Source organism: Limnohabitans sp. JirII-31, assembly GCF_002778315.1.
Classification (GTDB): domain Bacteria; phylum Pseudomonadota; class Gammaproteobacteria; order Burkholderiales; family Burkholderiaceae_C; genus Limnohabitans.
Genome location: NZ_NESA01000008.1, coordinates 93,105 through 114,936 on the forward strand (window position 1 = coordinate 93,105; position 21,832 = coordinate 114,936).

The 21,832-nt window shown below is 60.6% G+C and carries 26 protein-coding genes; 1 reads left to right on the forward strand and 25 read right to left on the reverse strand.

The window, feature by feature from the left end:
• Positions 1-63 precede the first annotated feature (63 nt).
• The 8 genes from B9Z41_RS11310 to B9Z41_RS11345 are packed head-to-tail and all read right to left on the reverse strand — an operon-like array spanning position 64 to position 8,977.
• Complete coding sequence (locus B9Z41_RS11310; protein WP_100147182.1) at positions 64-726, reverse strand: 3'-5' exonuclease; 663 nt, start codon at positions 724-726, stop codon at positions 64-66.
• Positions 726-2,546: a DUF294 nucleotidyltransferase-like domain-containing protein gene (locus B9Z41_RS11315; protein ID WP_100147183.1), complete on the reverse strand. Its 1,821-nt coding sequence runs from the start codon at positions 2,544-2,546 to the stop codon at positions 726-728. Before B9Z41_RS11315 ends, B9Z41_RS11310 begins: the two co-directional genes overlap by 1 nt.
• A 27-nt stretch (positions 2,547-2,573) precedes the next feature.
• A complete protein-coding gene (locus B9Z41_RS11320; protein ID WP_100147184.1) occupies positions 2,574-3,209 on the reverse strand; it encodes a 2-hydroxychromene-2-carboxylate isomerase in 636 nt (211 codons plus the stop codon).
• An 11-nt stretch (positions 3,210-3,220) separates the two neighbouring features.
• Positions 3,221-3,505 (reverse strand): DUF1289 domain-containing protein, encoded by a 285-nt coding sequence (locus tag B9Z41_RS11325; RefSeq protein ID WP_100147252.1) that lies wholly within the window; start codon positions 3,503-3,505, stop codon positions 3,221-3,223.
• Between the two features lie 28 nt (positions 3,506-3,533).
• Positions 3,534-4,442 carry a hydroxymethylglutaryl-CoA lyase gene (locus B9Z41_RS11330; RefSeq protein WP_100147185.1) on the reverse strand — a complete coding sequence of 303 codons (909 nt, stop codon included), beginning with the start codon at positions 4,440-4,442 and terminating at the stop codon, positions 3,534-3,536.
• Between the two features lie 25 nt (positions 4,443-4,467).
• A complete protein-coding gene (locus B9Z41_RS11335; protein WP_100147186.1) occupies positions 4,468-6,543 on the reverse strand; it encodes an acetyl/propionyl/methylcrotonyl-CoA carboxylase subunit alpha in 2,076 nt (691 codons plus the stop codon).
• A 30-nt stretch (positions 6,544-6,573) separates the two neighbouring features.
• The gene (locus tag B9Z41_RS11340) at positions 6,574-7,353 is read right to left on the reverse strand and encodes an enoyl-CoA hydratase/isomerase family protein (RefSeq protein WP_100147187.1); all 780 of its coding nucleotides are present in this window, start codon (positions 7,351-7,353) and stop codon (positions 6,574-6,576) included.
• Positions 7,354-7,369: 16 nt separating this feature from the next.
• Positions 7,370-8,977 carry a carboxyl transferase domain-containing protein gene (locus B9Z41_RS11345; RefSeq protein WP_100147188.1) on the reverse strand — a complete coding sequence of 536 codons (1,608 nt, stop codon included), beginning with the start codon at positions 8,975-8,977 and terminating at the stop codon, positions 7,370-7,372.
• A 99-nt stretch (positions 8,978-9,076) separates the two neighbouring features.
• Here B9Z41_RS11345 and B9Z41_RS11350 point away from each other — a divergent pair, with 99 nt between their 5' ends.
• Positions 9,077-10,120, forward strand: coding sequence for an AraC family transcriptional regulator (locus B9Z41_RS11350; protein WP_100147253.1), 1,044 nt, complete (start codon positions 9,077-9,079; stop codon positions 10,118-10,120).
• Here the strand turns inward: B9Z41_RS11350 and B9Z41_RS11355 are convergent.
• The 17 genes from B9Z41_RS11355 to gmhB all read right to left on the reverse strand — a co-directional run bounded on the left by B9Z41_RS11355 (position 10,090) and on the right by gmhB (position 21,812).
• A complete protein-coding gene (locus B9Z41_RS11355; protein WP_100147189.1) occupies positions 10,090-10,578 on the reverse strand; it encodes a hypothetical protein in 489 nt (162 codons plus the stop codon). The genes B9Z41_RS11350 and B9Z41_RS11355 overlap by 31 nt on opposite strands.
• The gene (locus B9Z41_RS11360) at positions 10,575-10,874 is read right to left on the reverse strand and encodes a nucleotidyltransferase domain-containing protein (RefSeq protein WP_100147190.1); all 300 of its coding nucleotides are present in this window, start codon (positions 10,872-10,874) and stop codon (positions 10,575-10,577) included. The genes B9Z41_RS11355 and B9Z41_RS11360 overlap by 4 nt, the downstream gene beginning before the upstream one ends.
• Positions 10,875-10,883: 9 nt before the next feature.
• Complete coding sequence (locus B9Z41_RS11365) at positions 10,884-11,531, reverse strand: HAD family phosphatase (protein WP_100147191.1); 648 nt, start codon at positions 11,529-11,531, stop codon at positions 10,884-10,886.
• Positions 11,532-11,558: 27 nt separating this feature from the next.
• The gene (locus B9Z41_RS11370) at positions 11,559-11,978 is read right to left on the reverse strand and encodes a YchJ family protein (RefSeq protein WP_158236169.1); all 420 of its coding nucleotides are present in this window, start codon (positions 11,976-11,978) and stop codon (positions 11,559-11,561) included.
• Complete coding sequence (locus B9Z41_RS11375; RefSeq protein WP_100147192.1) at positions 11,978-13,108, reverse strand: acyl-CoA dehydrogenase family protein; 1,131 nt, start codon at positions 13,106-13,108, stop codon at positions 11,978-11,980. The genes B9Z41_RS11370 and B9Z41_RS11375 overlap by 1 nt, the downstream gene beginning before the upstream one ends.
• A 28-nt stretch (positions 13,109-13,136) precedes the next feature.
• The gene (locus B9Z41_RS11380) at positions 13,137-13,955 is read right to left on the reverse strand and encodes an FkbM family methyltransferase (RefSeq protein WP_100147193.1); all 819 of its coding nucleotides are present in this window, start codon (positions 13,953-13,955) and stop codon (positions 13,137-13,139) included.
• A 102-nt stretch (positions 13,956-14,057) separates the two neighbouring features.
• Complete coding sequence (locus B9Z41_RS11385; protein ID WP_100147194.1) at positions 14,058-14,726, reverse strand: SDR family oxidoreductase; 669 nt, start codon at positions 14,724-14,726, stop codon at positions 14,058-14,060.
• A 12-nt stretch (positions 14,727-14,738) separates the two neighbouring features.
• Entirely contained in the window at positions 14,739-15,920 is a 1,182-nt protein-coding gene (locus B9Z41_RS11390; protein ID WP_100147195.1) for an acetyl-CoA C-acyltransferase, read from the reverse strand.
• A 68-nt stretch (positions 15,921-15,988) separates the two neighbouring features.
• Positions 15,989-16,651 carry a carbonate dehydratase gene (can, locus tag B9Z41_RS11395; protein WP_100147196.1) on the reverse strand — a complete coding sequence of 221 codons (663 nt, stop codon included), beginning with the start codon at positions 16,649-16,651 and terminating at the stop codon, positions 15,989-15,991.
• Positions 16,652-16,680: 29 nt separating this feature from the next.
• Positions 16,681-17,052, reverse strand: a complete 372-nt coding sequence (locus B9Z41_RS11400) for a type II toxin-antitoxin system VapC family toxin (RefSeq protein WP_100147255.1) — start codon at positions 17,050-17,052, stop codon at positions 16,681-16,683.
• Positions 17,052-17,249: a type II toxin-antitoxin system VapB family antitoxin gene (locus tag B9Z41_RS11405; protein ID WP_100147197.1), complete on the reverse strand. Its 198-nt coding sequence runs from the start codon at positions 17,247-17,249 to the stop codon at positions 17,052-17,054. The genes B9Z41_RS11400 and B9Z41_RS11405 overlap by 1 nt, the downstream gene beginning before the upstream one ends.
• Before the next feature lie 108 nt (positions 17,250-17,357).
• Positions 17,358-18,539, reverse strand: a complete 1,182-nt coding sequence (locus tag B9Z41_RS11410; protein WP_100147198.1) for an isovaleryl-CoA dehydrogenase — start codon at positions 18,537-18,539, stop codon at positions 17,358-17,360.
• A 21-nt stretch (positions 18,540-18,560) separates the two neighbouring features.
• Positions 18,561-19,010: a PaaI family thioesterase gene (locus B9Z41_RS11415; RefSeq protein ID WP_233202647.1), complete on the reverse strand. Its 450-nt coding sequence runs from the start codon at positions 19,008-19,010 to the stop codon at positions 18,561-18,563.
• Positions 19,007-19,456, reverse strand: a complete 450-nt coding sequence (locus tag B9Z41_RS11420) for a MerR family DNA-binding transcriptional regulator (protein WP_100147199.1) — start codon at positions 19,454-19,456, stop codon at positions 19,007-19,009. The genes B9Z41_RS11415 and B9Z41_RS11420 overlap by 4 nt, the downstream gene beginning before the upstream one ends.
• Before the next feature lie 67 nt (positions 19,457-19,523).
• Positions 19,524-20,447 carry a M48 family metallopeptidase gene (locus B9Z41_RS11425; protein ID WP_100147200.1) on the reverse strand — a complete coding sequence of 308 codons (924 nt, stop codon included), beginning with the start codon at positions 20,445-20,447 and terminating at the stop codon, positions 19,524-19,526.
• A 10-nt stretch (positions 20,448-20,457) separates the two neighbouring features.
• Positions 20,458-21,204 carry a 1-acyl-sn-glycerol-3-phosphate acyltransferase gene (locus B9Z41_RS11430; protein ID WP_100147257.1) on the reverse strand — a complete coding sequence of 249 codons (747 nt, stop codon included), beginning with the start codon at positions 21,202-21,204 and terminating at the stop codon, positions 20,458-20,460.
• Complete coding sequence (gene gmhB, locus B9Z41_RS11435; RefSeq protein WP_100147201.1) at positions 21,204-21,812, reverse strand: D-glycero-beta-D-manno-heptose 1,7-bisphosphate 7-phosphatase; 609 nt, start codon at positions 21,810-21,812, stop codon at positions 21,204-21,206. Before gmhB ends, B9Z41_RS11430 begins: the two co-directional genes overlap by 1 nt.
• Positions 21,813-21,832 lie beyond the last annotated feature (20 nt).

Below are 21,832 nucleotides of genomic sequence, written 5' to 3' on the forward strand. Positions count from 1 at the left end.
CTTGCCAGAGCGCTTCGCGCGCTCTGCACACACCGGGCAAGCTTCACGGCTTGTCCGGTTTTTTTATGGCGCGTCGCCTCGCAATTGCCGCAGCTTGATGAACGCCAACGCGGCCATCACGGCGTCATTGAGCGCGTCGTGTGCCTCACGCACCGGCAAATCCAAATCGGCCATCAAGGTGACAAAACGCAAATCAATGTTCGGGTTGGTCTGCTGCTCGTAAGGCAACATGTGTCGAAACTTATGCTCGTAGTACAGGGCCGACACTTCGATTTTTTCTTGCGGCAAGCCCTGGCCCAGCAGCGGCCAGATGGCACGGTTGAGCATGGCCACATCGAACTCCAGGTAATAGCCCACCAGCGGACGCGCACCGATGAAACGCATCAATTGCTTCATGGCCTCGTCAATGGGTAGCCCCTGCGCCACATCCTGCTCTCGCAAACGGTGGATGCGCACACTCTCAGGCGACACCCCTCGCTCAGGACGTACCAGCAGCTCCAACCGCTCGCTGGTCATGATGCGGTTGCCCACAATGCGCACCGCACCGATGGAGATGATTTCGTCGCTGCCCACGTTCAAGCCGGTGGTCTCGCAATCGAGCGCCACCCATTCGTGGGGCGGCGGCGACTCAAACATGAAGCGAAACTCGGGCAGCCCCAAGTGGTAAATCAACCATTCGCGCTTGAGCGCTTGCCACCAACGGCGGGGATTGAAGACAGAGGTCATCACAAGGTGTCGAGTTTGAAGCGGTAACGCATCAAGGCCTTGAATTGCTTGACCGCACCGAGTGCGTCTTTCAGCAAATCACGCTCAAGGCTAGAGAGCTTGGCCACGTCCACCACCCCAGAGACGGGGCGTTGCGTTTCAAGGTCCATCAAGCCGGCTTTCAATTTGAGGCCCATCAAAAACTGCAAGCTCTGCGTGAGGTCGGCAGCCAAGGCAGGCGACAACACGCCACGCACCACCAAGGCCTCCACACGTGCCACCGTGCTGGTTTCGCTCAGGTGCTCGGCCAAAGCCAAGCTGCGCACGCCATGCACCAAGGGGAACAAGCCTTCTTTTTTGACATGCAAGCCCGTGTTTTCTTCCAAGCCCAACAAACGGTTCCACCAACCCTGGCTGTTGCCAAACGCATCGATGGCAGCCGCAAAGCGCGCCAGCATGGCGTCGTTGTCGGTGGCCAAACGCATCAGGGCTTGGCGGGCGTGGTCGAGCAGCCCCACATCGCCGCACACCGCATGGGCGTCTAAAAAGATGGCCAGGTTCATCAAGCTGTCGGGGTCTGGCATCAGCAGCCACTGCTGCACCATCTGCGCAAACTCGGTTGCGCTTTTGCGCCACATCGGGTTGCTCACCATGATGTGCCCGGGACACTCGGGGTAACCAAATGTCCCCAACGCTTGCGAGAAGGTGTGACAAATGGCATCCAGGTCGTCAGGCGGGGTGTAGCCATCGCGCAAGATCAAGCCGTTGTCCTGGTCGGTCTTGAGCAGTTGCTCGCCACGGCCTTCACTGCCCATCACAAACAGACAACTGTTGGCCCACAAGTCGGGGGGCGCAATGAGTTGCCAAGCGCGCTCAAACAAACGCGCATTGAGGTCTTGCACCAAGCGTGCAATCAAACTCACGCGCGTGCCGCTGCGGTACAGCGTGGTGACCATGCGGGTGATTTGTGCGGCAGCCTGCGCCAGCGACTCGATGTCGGTCGCGGCCTCCACCTGCACCGTGATCAGGTGTGAGTGGTTGGACAAAAAGCTGAACACGTCCAGCGCTTCGAGCACGCCAATGATGTGGTCACCTTCGGCCACCACGACACGGTGCACCCGGTGTTTGAGCATCATGGCTAAGGCATCGCCCACCTGGTCGGAGGGGCGCACCGTGATGAGTGAATAGCGGGCCAAGGTGCCCACGGCTTGTTGCGTCAAAGGTGTACCCGACAAGATGGCTCGCTGTAAACCCGTGGCCGTGAAGATGCCCAAGCGCGGCGGCACGCTGTGCGTGTCGCGCACCAACACATTGGAGGTACGGTGTTCTTGAAACATGCGCACCACGGTCAGCAAGTCGGTGTCGGCATCTACCGTGTGGGCAGGTCGCACAAAAGCCTCGTCCACCCGAGACAAGGTGAGCGACTGCAACTCGTTCTGGCTTTGACGCTGTGACAACGCGCTGAGTTTGTTGCTCAGGTCAGAGAACAGCAAGGCCCCAAAAGTGGCGTTGTCGGCAATCAAGTCGGTCACGGTCTGGCGCGCCAGCTGGTAAGCCACCACCTCTTCCACCGCCACAAAACGGCTGCTGGTTTTGCCCGCCACCAAGCCTCGGCCATCGAAGGTGTCATCAGGGCCGTAAGTGGTGATGACTTCGTCACCCTCGTACTGGGTGACATAGCCCTTGATGATGACAAACAAGTGGGTGGGCGCCGCGCCCACCTCCAGAATGGTCTGGCCTTCGGGGTAATACGCCACGTCCACGCTGTCGCGCACCAGGCGTTGCTCTTGGAGCGTCAGGCAGTCAAAGGGAGAGGCTGAAAAATTAAATGCGTTGGGCATGGGTCAGGGCCAAGTGTGGACCCTGATTCAACGCTTCACGCCTTGCGCCACGCTTGCGGCGCTGACCCACGGCCCCTCAAACCAAGCGTCGCCATCGAGGTAAGCGCGCAGCATGGGCAAGGCATCGAGCCCCCAAAACACATAGCCATCCACCTCAAAGGTCGGCACGCCAAACACGCCATGTCGAATAGCCGCTTCGGTGTGGGCTTTGAGTTGGTCCTTCACCTCGGCGGCATCGGGCGCGCGGGCTGGTGACAACTGGGTGGTGAGCGCGCTCAAACGCGCCGCATCGTCAGCGGCAGCGCCATCGCAGCACCAGACATGGCGAAACACGGTGTCACACACATAACGATTGGGCTCACCGTGGCGGTCACACGCCACAGCCAAACGCAACAAAGGCAAGGGGTTGAATGGGTGGCTGGCGGGCATCTGCAAGGGCACGCCCAGTTGACGCGCTTGCCACAACACCTGGCGATACGTCCACTCGCGCTTGCCCGCAATTTCTGCCGGGCCCAACTGACCGTGGTGCTTGAGCAAGGCGGCAAACAAAATGGGCCGGTACACCACCTGGTAACTGGTGCCCATCAGCGCTTGCGGCAAGGCCTCAAAGGCCAAATACGCGTAAGGCGAAATGAAGTCCAGGTAACAGGTGATGGTTTTCATCAGGCACGTCCTCAGCTGGTGTGGGCGGTGATGCGTTGTGCAATGCGCGACCACACCAAGCGCTTGCTCTCATTGCTGGTTTGGCCCCAGCCGCCAATCTCGTCCAGGCTGCGCCAGCAGCCTTCGCACCAACCCGTGTCAGTGGACATGTGGCACACAGAGATACAAGGCGATGGCACCGTGGCACTGGGCGACGCTTGCTGCGCACCCAAGGCCACGCGCTGCGCCTGCTTGAGCAGCAACAAGGCCGACGCAGACAGGCCGGTTGGTTTGGGTTTGAGTTCGCTTCCACACATGGCTGGCATTGTCGGCTAGAGCGCGTCTTCAGGCAGTGCGTTTGTTCAAAACCGCCGTGGCGACACGTGAATTGGGTGGACGGCCCAAGGCTTGGCTGATGAACGCCCCCGCATCCACCAGCCGATCCAAGTCAATGCCGGTCTCGATGCCCAGACCGTGCAGCATGTACACCACGTCTTCGGTGGCCACATTGCCCGTGGCCCCTTTGGCATACGGGCAGCCGCCCAAACCCGCCACCGACGACTGGAAGTTCCACACCCCCATCTGCAAAGCGGCCAAGGTGTTGGCCAAGGCTTGGCCGTAGGTGTCGTGGAAATGGCCCGACACCTCGCTCAGCGCGAAATGTTGGAGCGTGGCCTCTAAGGCCGCTTGCACCTTGCGCGGCGTGCCCACGCCAATGGTGTCGGCCACGTCCACGCGTTGCACGCCAATGCCTTTCATCAACCCGGCCAAGTAAGCCACGCGCTCAGGTGCAATGTCGCCCTCGTACGGGCAGCCCACGGTGCAGCTCATGGCACCCCGCACGGCCACGCCCGCGTCGCGTGCGGCTTGCACCACAGGCGCAAAGCGATCGATGCTCTGGGCGATGGAACAGTTGATGTTCTTTTGGCTGAAGGCCTCGCTGGCCGCGCCAAACACCACGATCTCGTCAGGTCGGCTGTTCAGCGCCGCTTCAAAACCTTGCAGATTGGGTGTGAGCACCGAGTAGCGCACGCCGGGCAAACGGGTGATGCCGGCCATCACCTCGGCGTTGTCAGCCATTTGCGGCACCCACTTGGGCGAGACAAAACTGGTGACTTCAATCTCCGTCAAGCCAGCCGCTTGCAGGCGCTGCACCAGTTCAATCTTGATGGCAGCAGGCACCGGTTGCTTTTCGTTTTGCAGGCCATCGCGGGGGCCCACGTCGATGAGGTGGACACGTGAGGGAAGGTTCATCTGCGGCTTTCTGTGTGCGCGGTGTTCAGTCGAGTTTGAGCAATTCTGCCCCTTCGGCCACCTGGTCACCAGCGGCATAGAGCAGCTCTTGGACGGTGCCGTCTTTGGGCGCGGCAATGGTGTGCTCCATCTTCATGGCCTCCATCACGGCCAGAGTTTGGCCCGCCGTCACCACGTCACCCACCTGGACGGCAAACGACACCACCTTGCCAGGCATAGGTGCGGTCAAGCGGCCGCCTTTCATTTCCACCTCGCCCGCATGGGCCAGCGGGTCGTTCCAGGTGATGCGGGTGGCGCCGTCGGGCGTGAACACATGGGCCACGTCGCCTTGCCAATGCAGCGTGCTGTGGGTGCGCTGGCCGTCAAAGCTGACCCACAGGCCCGACTGAGCCACCTCGCCCACTTCACCCGCTACGCCCGCCGCACTGAACTGCAGCAAGCCAGACGCATCGCCGTCGCTGGGTGCCTGCGTCGTTGGCAACGCACTCGCGGCGGACACACGCAAATGCAATCCGCCATCGTGTAAGTAACTCAGCTGCGCATGCAGCGTGTCGTCCCCCAACACACAGGTGAACGCACGGGTGCGCACGCCATAGGCCTGCCACCCATCACGCTGGCTGAACGGGTCTGTGCCTGCCAAGCGACGCTCGGCATGCAAGGTGTGCGCCACCACCGCCGCCACGGCGCGCACCGCACCCACTGGCTCTTGGTGGAACAACACCGCCGCTTCACGCGGGATGAGGGCCGTGTCGAGTTGCGCCTTGGCAAACGATGGGCTGCGCACCACCTGGCGCAAGAACTGCACGTTGGTGGCCAGCCCCACGATGTGGGTCTGTGCCAAAGCGGCATCCAAACGCGCCAAGGCTTGAGCGCGGGTGTCGCCGTGCACGATGAGCTTGGCCACCATGGAGTCGTAATACGGGCTGATGGTGTCGCCCTCGCGCACGCCGTCGTCCACGCGCACCGCACCGGCAGCCACCGCAAAGCTGGTGCACACGGGCTTGCGGTACACCTGCAAGGTGCCGGTGGCGGGCAGAAAGTTGTTGTCGGGGTTCTCGGCACAAATGCGCGCTTCAATGGCATGCCCCTGAATGCGCAACTGGTCTTGACGCAGAGGCAAAGGCTCGCCACTGGCCACACGCAGCTGCCACTCCACCAAGTCGAGCCCGGTGATGGCTTCGGTCACCGGGTGCTCTACCTGCAAGCGGGTGTTCATCTCCATGAAAAAAAACTTCATGGCCTCGGGCTGGTCGTAGCTTGCTTGCTCGACGATGAACTCCACCGTGCCCGCGCCCACGTAGTTCACCGCCTGGGCCGCCGCCACTGCCGCTGCGCCCATTTGCGCGCGCAAGGCCTCGGTCATGCCGGGGGCCGGCGCTTCTTCCAGTACTTTTTGGTGACGCCGCTGCACCGAGCAATCGCGCTCGAACAAATACACGCAGTGGCCGTGTGTGTCGCCAAACACCTGGATCTCAATGTGGCGCGGGCGCTGCACGTATTTTTCAATCAGTACCGCGTCGCTGCCAAAGCTGTGCGTGGCTTCACGCTTGCAACTGGCCAAGGCCTCGGCGAAATCTGCCGCCTTCTCCACCGCACGCATGCCCTTGCCGCCGCCGCCCGCGCTGGCCTTGATCAACACGGGGTAGCCAATGCGATCGGCCTCGCGTTGCAGCAAGGCCGGGTCTTGGTCGGCCCCGTGGTAGCCAGGCACCAAGGGCACGCCAGCTTTTTCCATCAGCTGCTTCGATTCGGCCTTCAAGCCCATGGCTTGGATCGCCGAAGGCGATGGCCCAATGAAGACCAGCCCCGCCGCGGCACAGGCTTTGGCAAAGTCTTCGTTCTCACTCAAAAAACCATAGCCCGGGTGCACCGCTTGTGCGCCCGTGTCTTGCGCGGCTTGCAAGATGCGCTCCCAGCGCAGGTAGCTGTCTTGGGGTGCGCTGCCACCGATGTGCACCGCCTCGTCACAGGCCAGCACATGCTTGGCGGTGACATCGGCGTCGGAATACACCGCCACGGTTTTGACGCCCAGACGACGTGCAGTGGCCGCCACGCGGCAGGCAATTTCGCCACGGTTGGCAATGAGAATTTTTTGAAACATGAGGATCTTTCAGTTCAAGCGATGCCGTGTTCACACCAGCCAATTGGGTTTGCGTTTTTGCAAGAACGACTGCACGCCTTCTTTGCCTTGGGCACTGGCGCGGATGTCGGCAATGCCTTGCACGGTGCGGTCCACCAAGGCGTGGTCGATGTCGCGCCCCGCCACCTCGTGCAACAGCTGCTTGCACGCGGTGAGGGCATCGGGGCTGGCCGCGACCAAGGCTTGGGTGAGCGCGTCCACCTGCGCATCCAAGGCGTCGGCGCTGACCACCTCGTGCACCAGCCCCAAGCGGTGCGCCTCGGTGGCGCTGAAACGCTCGGCCGTCAAAAAGTAACGGTGCGCTGCCCGTGCACCCATGGCACGGATGACATACGGGCTGATGGTGGCCGGGATGAGGCCGATCTTGACTTCGCTCAAACAGTAATGCGCGGTGTCCACGCTGACCGCCATGTCGCACGCGGCCACCAGCCCCAAGCCACCGGCGTACACATCGCCCTGCACCCGCGCCAGCGTAGGCTTGGCACAGGTGTAGACGGCGCGCAGCATGGCGGCCAACTGCGCCGCATCAGCCAGGTTTTGGTCGCGGGTGTAGTCGGCCATGCGGCGCATCCAATTCAGGTCAGCACCTGCGCAAAACGCCGGGCCTTCTGCCGCCAACACCACACAGCGCACGTCGGGCGCTTGGCCTGCGGCTTCAAAGGCGGCTTTGAGTTCGGCAATCACCTCGTCGTTGAAAGCGTTGCGTACCTCAGGGCGCGACAGGGTGATGGTGCGTACCGCAGCATGGGTGGTCACAGTCAAAGCAGTCATGTCGTTCTTTCGTGCATCACATGCGAAACAGGCCAAAGGTGGTGTCGGCAATCGGCGCATTGAGCGAAGCGCTCAAACCCAGCGCCAACACGCGCCGCGTATCGGCCGGGTCGATCACGCCGTCGTCCCACAAACGCGCGGTGGCAAAGTAGGGGTGGCCTTGGGTTTCGTATTGGCTTTTGATGGGGGCTTTGAAAGCTTCTTCTTCCTCCATGCTCCACTGCCCGCCTTTGCCCTCGATGCCATCGCGCTTGACCGTGGCCAGCACGCTGGCCGCTTGTTCACCGCCCATCACCGAGATGCGCGCATTGGGCCACATCCACAAAAACCGTGGCGCAAAAGCACGGCCACACATGCCGTAGTTGCCCGCGCCAAAACTGCCGCCAATGATGATGGTGAACTTCGGAACCGCGGCAGTGGCCACCGCTGTGACCATCTTGGCGCCGTTGCGGGCAATGCCTTCGTTCTCGTACTTGCGGCCCACCATGAAGCCGGTGATGTTCTGCAAAAACACCAAGGGGGTTTTGCGCTGGCAACACAGCTCGATGAAGTGCGCCCCTTTGAGAGCGGACTCGGAAAACAAAATGCCGTTGTTGGCGATGACGCCGACCGGCATGCCTTCGATGCGCGCAAAGCCGCAGACCAAGGTGGTGCCAAAGCGGGCCTTGAACTCGTCGAACTCTGAGGCATCGACGATGCGGGCAATGATCTCGCGCACATCAAAGGGCTTGCGGGTGTCGGTGGGAATGACGCCGTACAGCTCTTGCGCGTCGTACTTGGGTGCCACCGACGTGTGGGTGGCAATGTTGGATTGTTTGCGCGCGTTGAGGTTTTTCACGGCTTGGCGTGCCAGCGCCAGTGCATGCACATCGTTGTGTGCCAAGTGGTCCGCCACGCCCGAGAGCCGGGTGTGCACATCGCCCCCCCCTAAGTCTTCGGCGCTGACCACTTCACCCGTGGCGGCTTTGACCAAAGGCGGGCCGCCCAAGAAGATGGTGCCCTGGTTGTTGACGATGATGGTCTCGTCACTCATGGCAGGCACATAGGCGCCGCCTGCGGTGCAGCTGCCCATGACCACCGCGATTTGCGCGATGCCTTGCGCGCTCATATTGGCTTGGTTGAAGAAGATGCGGCCAAAGTGGTCACGGTCCGGGAACACCTCGTCCTGGTTGGGCAAGTTGGCACCGCCTGAATCGACCAAGTAAATGCAGGGCAAGCGGTTTTGCTGCGCCACCTCTTGGGCCCGCAAATGTTTTTTCACGGTGAGCGGGTAATAGGTGCCGCCTTTGACGGTGGCGTCGTTGCACACGATCATGCAGTCGACCCCGCTGACGCGGCCAATGCCCGCAATCAAACCAGCGCTCGGGGCATCGTTGTTGTACATGTGGAGTGCGGCCAGCGGTGCCAGCTCTAAAAACGGCGTGCCAGGGTCGAGCAGCATCTGCACCCGGTCCCGCGGCAACAGCTTGCCCCGCGCCACGTGTTTGGCGCGCGCCGCCTCACCGCCCCCTTGCTGCGCCTGCTGCACCTGAAGGTTCAGGTCATCCACCAAGGTACGCATGGCCAGCGCGTTGGCTGCAAAGTCCGCAGAGCGCGGGTTGAGTTGGGTGTGTAACTGCGACATGGGCGAGGACCTTCCTTCAAATCAGCCCACAGGGTAGGCGCAAGGCTTGGGCGAGATGCGCCAGGATGGTTGCAAATCCTGCCACAATAAATGCAGACCATGCCCACTCGATCGCCCGCTAAAACCACGGCCGCCCAGACCCCCGCACTGGGCCGTGCCGAGACGCCTATTGCTTTTGTGCAAGCGATTGCAGCGGCTTACGCGGCGCGCGGCATGGACCCCACAACGGCCCTGCGGTCTGCACAAATCGAGCCAAAACTTTTACGCAAACCCAACGCCCGCATCACAGCCACACAAATGGAGGTGGTGTCCGGCGCGTCCATGCAAGAACTTGATGACGAGGGCCTGGGCTGGTTTGGCCGACGCCTGCCTTGGGGCAGCTACGGCATGCTGGTGCGGGCCTCGCTCACCGCGCCCAACCTGGGGGTGGCACTGAAACGCTGGTGCCGCCACCACGGCTTGTTGACGCAAGACATTGACGTGCAGGTGCACGTGCAAGACGGCGTGGCGCAGCTGCAATTGCATGAAGCGCACGACCTGGGCATCTACCGCGAGTTTTGCGTGGTGTCGGTGCTGCGCAATGCCCTGGGGGTGGCGTGCTGGTTGACCGACTCACGCATTCCGCTGTTGTGCACCACCTTGCAATTTGCAGCGCCTGCGCACCGTGCCAGCTACCGCGTGCTGTTTGACGGTCCCACCGCGTTTGACGCGCCCATCCATAGCTTGCAGTTTGACGCCGGGTATTTGAGCCTGCCTGTGCGCCGCGACGAAGCGGCCTTGCAGCGCATGCTGCAACGCGCTTTGTTGCTCACCGTGCGGCCCTACCGGCGCGACCGTTTGCTGGTTGAAAAGGTGCGCCACACCTTGGCCCAACACCCCGAACACAGCCGCAACGCCGACGACTTGGCCACCTGGCTCAACCTTTCCACCCGCACGCTGCACCGCCAGCTCAAAGAAGAAGGTGCGTCCTTGCAACAGCTCAAAGACGCGGTGCGGCGCGACTTGGCCATCGACCTGCTCCACCGCAGCCAACGTCCGCTCAAGCAAATTGCCCAAGCAGCGGGGTTTCAGAACGAAAAGAGTTTCATCCGAGCCTTCAAGGGCTGGACGGGTCAGACACCGGATGCGTTCAGGCGCTGCTGAGTTTCTGCCACACACCGCCTCGCGGCAGCAACGAGCACTGGCACAAACGCATGCCCGGCTCGCAAGGCGCTTGTCAGCACAGCCAAGTCCTCAATGTATTCATGCACCATCTGATTTCTCAGTTGGCGCATTTCCACCCAAACATCGGCAGACACAATCAGGCCTAATTTCTCGGCCTTGTCTAAGTTGTCAATAGCAGCCCCCGTCTTTTCTGCCAACAAAGTCAGCAACGCTGGCAGCAACTTATCGCCTACCGTGTCTTGGAGCCTTGCAAAGCGCGACACAAACGCGTCTAAGCGCTCGGCCAAAACCGGGTCAGCTTCGATTCGTTGTGCATCTTCAATGGTGAACAAATTGCCAAACAAACGACCATCTGTCTCCAACAAATGCCGACACTCTTTTTCGGTGACGCGCACCAGAAATTCGAGACGTACGGCTTGCGACGAAGGAGTTTTCATAAGCGAACTCCTTCTGACAGGGCGATGGTGTGAATCGGTAAAAGTTTCAAATTGGGCGCTTTGATCAACACATCGACCTTTCGGCCATCCATGACACGTGACACTTGTGCCGCGAGTCGCGCTGATAGCTGCGCGGGTTCAGCCACAGCGTCATCCAACTCCAGTAGCAAGTCCACATCCCCACCTCGCGCATCGTCACGCAGGCGTGAGCCGAAAAGCCAGACACGCGCAGCGTCACCCGCCAGCAGAGATGCGCTCGCACGAATGGCTGAGATTTGTTGTGAGGTGATACGCATACGCGAATATTACGCCGTGAGCAGCAGCTCACGCATGTCGTCAAACACATGCGCCGCGCCCGCTTGACGCAATGCGTCCGCTTGTCCATGCACGGCATAGCCCCACACGGTGGCACCGGCGGCAACGCCTGCTGCTACGCCAATAGGCGTGTCTTCGATCGCCAGGCAACGCGCGGGGTCTTGGCCCAAGTGCGCAGCCGCAGCCAAGTACACATCGGGGAAAGGCTTGCTGCGTGGCACTTCATGACCGCTGAAAATGCGCCCGTCAAAAAAATCGAACAAGCCCACTTGCGCCAGCATGAGGTTGATCTTGAAGCGGTCTGCGCCCGAGGCACAGGCAATCTGCCCGTGGTGCACGGCATGCAGGTGCTGCACCGCTTGGTGCACATGGGGGATGGCGGTGATTTCGTTTTCCAGCCGCACATTGCGGCGCTGGTAAAAGGTTTGCAACCAGTCTTCGGTGAAGGGCTGGCCGGTGTGGGCCTCGATCAGGTCTTTGCGGGTGCGCACGGTGTGCCCCACAAAGTGGGCCATGCACTCTTGCAGCGTGAGCTGCCAGCCCAACTCTTCAAACATATCGCGCAACACACCGCAGGTGATGGCTTCGCTGTCTACCAGCACGCCATCGCAATCAAACAACACAGCATCGAATTTCATGGTGCGATTATCGATGCCCGTCGGTCGCTAACGCTGATCACCGTCCACGTAATACCAGCGCCCGTCTTCGCGCACAAAGCGGCTGCGCTCGTGCAAACGCACCGCGCGGCCCTCCACGCGGTAACGCGCCACAAACTCGACCTCTGCCGTGTCGGCACCCTTGGCTTGGTGCGCGCGCACGTCGAGGCCCAACCATTTGGCAGACGGTTCAAAGTCGAGTGACGCAGGACGCGTGCTGGCGTGCCAGGTGGCGAGCAAGTAGGCCGCGTCTTGCAACACAAACGCGCTGTAGCGCGAGCGCATCAAGGCCTCGGCGGTGGGCGCGGGCGTGGTGTCAAAAGCGGTGATGAAACGCCCGCAACACAGGGGATAGCCCAGCACGCGTTGCTTGGCGTCGCGCTGGCCACACGGGCAGGCTGCGCCGGTGGGCAAAGCGTGTGTCCGCATCACGCGAGTGCGCGTTGGATGATGATTTTTTGCACGTCGCTGGTGCCTTCGTAGATTTGGCACACGCGCACGTCGCGGTAAATGCGCTCGACGGGGAAGTCGCCCACCACGCCATAGCCACCCAAGGTTTGAATGGCGGCACTGCACACGCGTTCGGCGGTTTCGCTGGCAAACAACTTGGCCATGGCGGCCTCTTTCAAACACGGCAAGCCCGCGTCGCGCAAACTGGCAGCGTGGTACATGAGTTGACGCGCCGCTTCGAGTTGCGTGGCGCAATCGGCCAGGCGAAAACCCACCGCTTGGTGGTTGAAGATGGCGGTGCCAAAACTCTCGCGGTCTTTGCTGTACTGCAAGGCCACCTCGAAGGCGCTGCGCGCCATGCCAATGCTTTGCGCCGCAATGCCAATACGACCGCCCTCCAGGGCCGAGAGGGCAATCTTGTAGCCCTCGCCTTCGGCACCAATCAAGTTCTCGGCCGGAATCCGGCAGTTGTCAAAGTTGATCTGCGCGGTGTCGCTGCTGTGCTGGCCCAGTTTGTCTTCCAAGCGCGCCACGTGGTAGCCCGACGTGTGGGTGGGCACGATGAACGCGCTCATGCCTTTTTTGCCCGCACCCTTGTCGGTGACGGCAATGACGATGGCCACATGGCCGTTTTTGCCGCTGGTGATGAACTGCTTGACGCCGTTGATCACATACGCATCGCCCTGTTTGGTCGCGGTGGTTCGCAGAGCCGAGGCATCCGAGCCCACATGCGGCTCGGTCAAACAAAACGCACCCAGCATTTGGCCTTGTGCCAGCGGCGTCAGCCATTGTTTCTTTTGCGCAGCGTTGCCATAGCGCATGAGGATGGCATTGACCGGGCAGTTGGTGACGCTGATGGCGGTGCTGGTGCCGCCGTCACCGGCTGCAATTTCTTCCAGCACCACGGCCAGACTCAAGTAGTCCAGTCCCGCACCACCCAAGTCTTCGGGCACGCAAATGCCATAGGCGCCAAGCGCCGCCAAGCCCTGGTGCACACCCACGGGAAAGTGGTGCTCTTTGTCCCAGCGCGCAGCGTTGGGCCACAGCTCTTGTTGGGCAAAGTCACGCACAGCGTCACGGATCATGAGTTGATCGGAGTTGAGGATCATGATGGATACAAAAATAAAAATGAAACCATTAAAGGCGGAACTCAAGCCTCGTATCTGTTTGCGTGAAATGGGCCAAGAGCGGAGAGGTTTTATGCACCGCCAACATATTCATGCCCAAATTAAAAGTTTGGTACCCCAAGTCGCTTAGCAAAGCCAGCAATGCAACTTGGTCGCACTTAATTTGCTCGATGTGCAAGATTGGGAGGCATCGTTCAATTGTTTGACGAGCCCCCTCCAGAGCCTCAATCTCCATGCCTTCAATGTCAAGCTTGAAAAAATCCAGGCGAGTCAGTGAGAGCGCATCCACCGTGGTCATAGGCACTTCAACCATATCTTCTTTTTTGTAAGAGATAGCCTGCCCAACATATTCATTGCTTGACGCTTGTCGCAACTCTAAACTGCCAAAGCTTGCCGGCTGGTGATAATCTGGCTGGGGTATTTCTAGTGTCCCAACTTGACGGCCCAAGGCAGCCAAATGAACTCGCGCATTCATACAGTTATTCAATGCAATATTGCCCGCCAAAGCGTAATAAACACGCTCTTGGGCTTCATAGGCCCTCACACAACCCCAACCTTGCATGTGGCGCGCCCAAGCCAAGGTATGCGCGCCGATGTTAGCGCCGCCATCTAGAACAACAACACCATCGCCGCCGTAACGTCGACACAGGGTCAATAGATTCGATGAAAAAGCAATTTCTTGTGAATCGAACTGGGATGTGTTGAGCAATTGATGCCCAACGCCATAAGCTTGGTTTTCATCGACTATTCGATAGTCATGTCGATTCACAATCATGCTTCCATAGTGGGTGGCCGCCAATACAAACGCGATCGGTTTAGGGGTGAACATATAGCAATTACTTATGAAAATTTATCTGTTACGGCGAATGATGCTAAACATAAATATTATAATATTTAATTAAAAATTAAATTAATTGTCCAACCTTCGCACTCACCAGGGAAGCAGGTGACCGTCGTAAGACAAAAATTGCCCGCGTTGTGCGGGGCTGAGGTGCGCCAGGGTGTGGCGCAGGTGGCGTGCGCTGTCGCTCGCGCTCAGAGGGGCTTGGCTGCCGCCCATTTCGGTTTGCACCCAACCCGGATGCAGCGCCACCATGTGGGCGCGCGGGTACTCGGGCTGGGCGGTGCGCATGACCATGTTGAGCGCCGCCTTGCTGATGCGGTAGAGCGCCGCATCCCCCGATTGGGTGTTTTGCAAGCTGCCCATTTGGCTGCTGATGAAAGCCAGCACGCCTCCCGCGGCTTCTACCGCAGGGGCGACTTGCGGCACGCTCATCATGGCGCCCATGACGTTGGCGTGCATCACGCGGTCAAACGCGTCTTGGGTGGGCGGGGTGCTGGCACGGGTGCGGTCCATCACGCCGGCCACATAGAGGGCCACATCGATGGACTCGCCATCGAGCTGCCAAGCCAAGGACGACACACTGGCCGGGTTGGCCACGTCGACGCGCCAGCAGGTGGCCCCGGCAGCCAACAGGCGGTCGCGCCCCGCGTCGTCACGCGCGGTGCCAATGACACGCCAGCCGTCAGCCACATACTGCTGGGCCAACGTGAGGCCAATGCCGCGTGACGCGCCAAGAATCAAAGCTGTTTTTTGCATAGGTGGCAGCGCTTACAGCACTTCCAGCGCCACGGCGGTGGCTTCGCCACCCCCGATGCACAAGGTGGCCAAGCCTTTGCGCAAGCCACGCGCTTTGAGCGCGTGAATCAGCGTGACCATGATGCGCGCGCCCGACGCGCCAATGGGGTGCCCCAAGGCACAGGCGCCGCCGTTGACGTTGACCTTGTCGTGCGGCACGTGCAGATCCGCCATCAAGGCCATGGGCACCACGGCAAAGGCCTCGTTGACTTCCCACAGGTCCACATCGCCCACCGACCAACCGGCTTTGGCCAAGGCCTTTTGGGTGGCGCCCACGGGTGCTGTGGCAAACCACTCGGGCTCTTGCGCGTGGGTGGCATGGCTGACAATGCGTGCCAATGGCGTGCAGCGCAATTTCTTCGCGGTGCTCTCGCGCATCATCACCAGCGCAGCCGCGCCGTCGTTGATGGATGAGCTCGAAGCGGCCGTGATGGTGCCGTCTTTTTTGAAAGCGGGTTTGAGGCTGGCAATTTTGTCGAGCTTGACTTTGCCGGGGCCTTCGTCGATTGAGATGACGGTTTCGCCCGTGCGGCCCTTGACGGTGACGGGTGCAATTTCGGCAGCAAACGCGCCCGAGGCGGTGGCGGCTTTGGCACGCTCCACGCTGGCGGTGGCAAAGGCGTCTTGCTGGGCGCGGGTGAAGCTGTATTTGGCGGCGCAGTCTTCGCCAAAGGTGCCCATGCTGCGGCCAGGCTCATACGCGTCTTCCAAGCCGTCGAGCATCATGTGGTCAAAGATACGGTCGTGGCCAATGCGATAACCACCGCGCGCCTTGGGTAGCAGGTAAGGCGCATTGGTCATGCTCTCCATGCCCCCGGCCACCAGCACGTCGTGCGAACCTGCCACCAGCATGTCGTGCGCAAACATGGCCGCGCGCATGCCAGAGCCGCACATCTTGGACAGCGTGACCGCACCTGCACTTTTGGGCAAGCCACCTTTGAATGCCGCTTGACGTGCCGGGGCCTGGCCTTGACCGGCCATCAAGCAGTTGCCAAACAACACCTCGGTCACCAACTCGGGAGAGATGCCTGCACGGGCGACGGCAGCGGCAATGGCGACACCGCCCAAGTCGTGTGCGGCCAGCGACGCGAAGTCGCTTTGAAAACTGCCCATGGGGGTGCGCGCTGCACCGACGATGACGATGGGGTCTGACATACAAAAATCTCCTAGAAGTTCAAAGTTCAAAGTTCAAAGTTCAAAAAAGTTGGATGCCAACGCCTGGGTCAGCCCACCACACCGCCCCGTGGGTAGCGTTTGAAGGCGTTGCGAAACACGTTCACCACTTCGTGCGCGCCGGTCATGCTGACTCCCAGGTCTTTGACCAAGCCGTTGTCCAAACCGTAAATCCAGCCGTGCACGGTGATGTGTTGGCCACGGCTCCAGGCGTCTTGCATGACGTTGGAGAGCGCCACATTGCCCACTTGTTCGATCACATTCATCTCGCACATGACGCGCTCTAGCTCGTCTTGCGGCAAGTGGTTGAGGCGCTGGCGATGGCGCAAGCGCACGTCTTGCACATGGCGCAACCAGTTGTCGGCCAAGCCCACACGGGTGCCTCGGGTTGCAGCCAACACGCCGCCGCAGCCGTAGTGGCCCACCACCATGATGTGCTCGACCTTGAGCGCGTCCACCGCGTACTGAATCACCGACAAGGCATTCAAGTCGGAGTGCACCACCACATTGGCCACGTTGCGGTGGACAAACACCTCACCAGGATCTAAGCCCGTGATCTGGTTGGCGGGCACACGGCTGTCGGAGCAGCCAATCCACAGGTACTTGGGGTTTTGCTGGTTGGCCAGGCGACTGAAATACGCCGGGTCCTGCTGGACCATGCTGTGCGCCCAGGCGCGGTTGTTGTCAAAAAGGTGTTGGAGTGAGGATGTCATCTTGGAGAGTTGGTCTATTTAAAAGCGACTCAATGCGCCTTGTTGGCGGTCAAGCCCATGGTCTGCGCCACATGGTGCAAACGCTTGTCTCGCGTCCAAAGCCGTGCATGCGGCGTCAAGCGGGTGGAGGCCAGCAAGGCCACATCGACATAACCCAAGCCTTTGGCAAACAATTTTTCAGCCTCTACCAAGGTCATCACCTCATGCGGCGACGCCACCACAGCCTGCGGCAAACCTTGCAAGGCCTGCAAAACTTGCGCTCTATTCTTCAAACTGCCCAAAGCAATTTCGCCAACGACCCAAGGGTGGGCCAACACTTGGGTGGCCTGCAAAGCTTGTCGCAGCAAAGCGTCGTCATCGCGCAAATGATCGATCCAGACCGAGGTGTCCACCAACCACATCATGCGGTCTTTTCTCTGCGCCTGGGTGCCGCATCCAGATTCGGCTCGCTGCCGCCCAGCAGCGCCAAGCGCTTGGCACTTTCACGCGCGACCAGGGCGCGCAAGGCCTCTTTCAACAAGGCGGTTCTGTCGAGTTCAGACAGATAGCTTTGCGCTTGTTGTAGCAGCTCATCGTCCAAGGCAAGGGTTGTGCGCATCTGCGTCCTTTCTGTCTTCAAGCATTCAAACTCAAGGCATTCATATTAGCATCACTTGATGATCATAAAAATGCCTAACTTGTCTTGTTTTGCCCCCCGAAAGCAGGCTCAGCAGGTCTCGGCAAACAATTCGCGGCCAATCAGCATGCGACGAATTTCGCTGGTGCCTGCGCCAATTTCGTACAGCTTGGCATCGCGCCACAAGCGACCCAAAGGGTAGTCGTTGATGTAGCCGTTGCCGCCAAAAATCTGCACGCCCTCACCGGCCATCCAGGTGGCTTTTTCGGCGCACCACAAAATGACCGAGGCGCAGTCTTTGCGCACTTGGCGCACGTGGTCCGTGCCCAGCAGGTCGAGGTTTTTGGCGACCGTGTAGGCAAACGAGCGCCCCGCTTGCAGCACGGTGTACATGTCGGCCACTTTGCCTTGGATGAGCTGGAACTCGCCAATGCTTTGGCCAAACTGCTTGCGGTCGTGGATGTAGGGGATCACGTTGTCCATCACCGATTGCATGATGCCCAAGGGTCCGCCTGTGAGCACAGCGCGCTCGTAGTCGAGTCCGCTCATCAACACCTTGGCGCCGTTGTTCAAGCCACCCAGAATGTTCTCGGCAGGCACTTCAACGTTGTGAAACACCAGCTCACCGGTGTGGCTGCCGCGCATGCCCAGTTTGTCGAGCTTTTGCGCGATGGAAAAACCTTTCATGCCTTTCTCGATCAAAAAGGCGGTGACGCCACGCGCGCCCAACTCGGGTTCACTCTTGGCGTAGACCACCAGGGTGTCGGCGTCGGGACCGTTGGTGATCCACATCTTGTTGCCGTTCAACAGGTAGTAGCCGCCTTTGTCCTCTGCTTTGAGCTTCATGCTGATCACATCACTGCCCGCGCCCGGCTCGGACATGGCCAGTGCGCCCACGTGCTCACCGCTGATGAGTTGGGGCAAGTACTTTTGGCGCTGCGCTTCGGTGCCGTTGCGCTTGATCTGGTTGACACACAAGTTGCTGTGCGCGCCGTAGCTCAGGCCCACGCTGGCGGAAGCACGCGAGATTTCTTCCATCGCAATCATGTGTGCCAGGTAGCCCATGTTGGCCCCGCCATATTCCTCGCCCACGGTGATGCCCAACACCCCCAAGTCACCCATCTTGCGCCACAGGTCCATGGGGAATTGGTCGTTGCGGTCAATCTCGGCGGCGCGTGGCGCGATCTCGGCTTGGGCAAAGTCGCGCACGGCATCGCGCAGAGCGTCGATGTCGTCACCGAGTTGAAAGTTCAGGCCGGGTAAGTTGTGCATGGGGTGTCTCCTGCAATGAAATCAATAGGTCTGCTTAACGACCGCGAGGGTTTGTTGCATCAAGGCGCAAGGCGACTCGGAGCCATCGGCATCGAGGTGCACCACTTCGGCGGTGGTGATGATGAGCCGCTTGCCCGCACGCACCACATGGCCACGGGCGCGCAATTCACCGTCTTTGAAGGCGGCCAAGAAATTGATTTTGTACTCCACCGTGGCGACTTCCATGCCCTCGGACGCGCAGGTAAGCCCGGCATAGCCTGCCGCAATATCGGCCAAAGCGCCCATGGCGCCCCCGTGGTAGCCGCCTTGTTGCTGGGTCACGCGCTCGGAGTAAGGCAAGGCGACTTCCACTTCGCCGGGAGCCACCGACACAATGCGTGCGCCCAAGTGCTGCATCAGGCCCTGGCGCACAAAGCTTGACTCGATGCGGTGGTGCAACGCGGCCTGGGTGCTGGGGTGAGGTTGCGTCATGATCGTGCCTTGCTCACTTTGGGCGTCTTGATGGCTTTGACTGGCTTGGCGACATGGGCCACGGCCTGCTTGGCCAACAGGTTACGAGCTTCTTTTTCATGCACCTTGACTTCGTCAAGATTGGCCTCCAGCTCAGCCATCTGCGCTTCGAGTTGTTGCCGATGCTCTGCGAGCACGACCAAAAACTTTTGCAACTGGGGCCCGGTGTCGCGCGGGCTGTCGTACATGTCGATCAGGTCTTTGGCTTCCGTCAACGACAGGCCCAAACGCTTGGCACGCAAGGTGAGCTTCAAGCGCGTGCGGTCACGGTGGCTGTACACGCGGTTGCGCCCGCCGGGGCCCGAGCGTTCGGGCTGGAGCAGGCCCATGTCTTCGTAAAAGCGGATGGCGCGCGTGGTGAGGTCGAACTCACGCGCCAAGTCGCTGATGGAATAGGTGGTGGCCATGGCTGGACTGCTCCGTTGACGTTTACGTAAACGTCAATTATGACGGGAAATTCAGTGGCCTAAAAATTCATTGCCAGGGGGGCAGCAATTCGTCCTTGAGCACACGCCGACGTTGCGCGTAGTCGGGCATGACGCTGTGCACGGTGTCCCAAAAGCGCGGGCTGTGGTCCATCACGCGCAGGTGGCTGAGCTCGTGGGCCACCACGTAGTCGATCACCGCCAGCTTGTGGTGCACCAAGCGCCAGTTGAGCCGAATGGCCCCGTTGGCACTGGCACTGCCCCAGCGGGTGGCCGCGCTGCTGAGCGACAAGCGCTGCCACTGAACCCCCAGCTGCGGCGCAAAGTGGTTGAGCCGCTCGGTGAACAGCGCCTTGGCCTGGCGCATGAGCCAGGCCTGCACCGCGTCGCGAATTTGTTCTGGCGTGGCATGGTGTGGCAATCCCAGACGCAGGGTGTGCAAGGGAGGGCCCTCTTCAAACTGGGCGCTGTTTTTTTTCAGGGTGGCGCTGGAGTCGAGCAATACCTGGAGTTGATCGCCTAGGTAGGGCAACACCACGCCGTCACGCCAGTCGATGCGTGCCGCACCGAGCTGTTGTTGCCGCTCGCCCATCTCGACCAGCTTGCGGCCAATCCAGTCGGCTTTTTCACGCAGCGCCGATTCGACCTCACCCAAGGTGACCCAGCGTGGGGCACTGACTTCGAGGCCATCGGGTCCCACCGCCATGCCAATGGTGCGGCGCTTGCTGCGGCGAAACGCATAAGCCACATCGGTATGCCCCAGTTGGATGCGCCGTGTGGCACGCGGATGGGTGAATTGCGCATGTGGCAGAACTTGCGCCAAAGGTTCGCCCAGGACAGTGATCTGTTGGAACGTGGTGTCAGACGACGCGTCTTTGCCTTGGGCGGGACCGTGCGGCGGGTTCGTTGGTAACTTGGGGGCAGGTGGCGCGCTGTCAAACAAGTCGAGCACGAGTTGCAAGAAGCGGCTCATGCGTGGGCGCTCAAGGCTTGGTGGCGTAGGCCTCGGGGTCGAGGCGGTGCATTTCAGCCTCGATCCACTGCTCGACTTCACGCATCAGCTCATCGGCTTCGCGGCCCACACTCGGGATGGGCTTGCCAATCGAGACATCGACCACCCCTGGGTGCTTGATGAAGGCGCGACGCGGCCAGCATTTGGCCGAGGTGATGGCAATGGGAATGACGGGCGCTCCGGTGGCCACGGCCAAGCGTGTGCCACCGCTTTTGTATTGGCCGCGTTGGCCACGCGGGATGCGCGTGCCCTCGGGAAACATGATGACCCACACGCCTTTGGCCAGCAAGGCTTGGCCCTGCTCCACCACTTTGGCGAAGGCTTTGGCGCGCTGGCTGCGGTCGATGTGAATCATGTCGAGCTTGCCAATGGCCCAGCCAAAGAACGGCACGTAGAGCAGCTCTTTTTTGAACACATAGGCCAAGGGATGCGGCATGATGGCCGGCATCAAAAAGGTCTCGTAGGTGGACTGGTGTTTGACCAGCAAGATGGCCGGGCTGGTCTCGCCGTCAGGCAAGTTCTCTTGGCCTTGAATTTGGTAGCGAATGCCCATGATGACGCGGGCGGCCTCAATGCTCAGGCGCAACCAACGCGCGGCCCAGACATACAAGGTGTCACCGCGTGTGCCACATGCCGACGCGACCACGATGAGCAAGGCGTAAGGGATGACCGTGCAAAACATGAAGGCCATGTGCAAGACCGAGCGCAGGAAGGCCATCATGCGCGGCTCCCCGACTTTGACGCTGCTTTGCCCACGGTTTTGCTGGCGGGCTCGGGTTGTTGCAACAACCAGTCGGCAAAAGCGGACACATCGTTGTGTACCAGCGTGCCTGCGGGGTAGTCGTCGGGCAGTGGTTTGCCGCGGAGCTTTTCGCCTTTGCCCGTGAGCACCAGATGCGGCGTGCAGCCCACCGCAGCACCGGCTTGCAAGTCACGCAAGGTGTCGCCCACGCAGGGCACGCGGGTGAGTTCCATGCCATAGCGTTCGGCAATTTGTTCAAACAAACCCGGCGCAGGCTTGCGGCAGTTGCAATGGTCGTCAGGGCTGTGCGGGCAGTAAAACACCGCGTCGATGCGGCCACCGGCAGCCGCCAGCAACTTGTGCATCTTGGCGTGCATGGCATTGAGGGCAGCCATGTCGTACAGACCACGCCCCAACCCTGATTGGTTGGTGGCCACCACCACATGCCAGCCGGCGTGGTTGAGGCGGGCAATGGCGTCGAGCACGCCGGGCATGGGGATCCACTCGTCGGCCGATTTGACGTAGTCGTCACGGTCTTGGTTGATGGTGCCGTCGCGGTCGAAGATGACGAGTTTGGTCTGCATGGTGGCTCGATGGTTGCGGG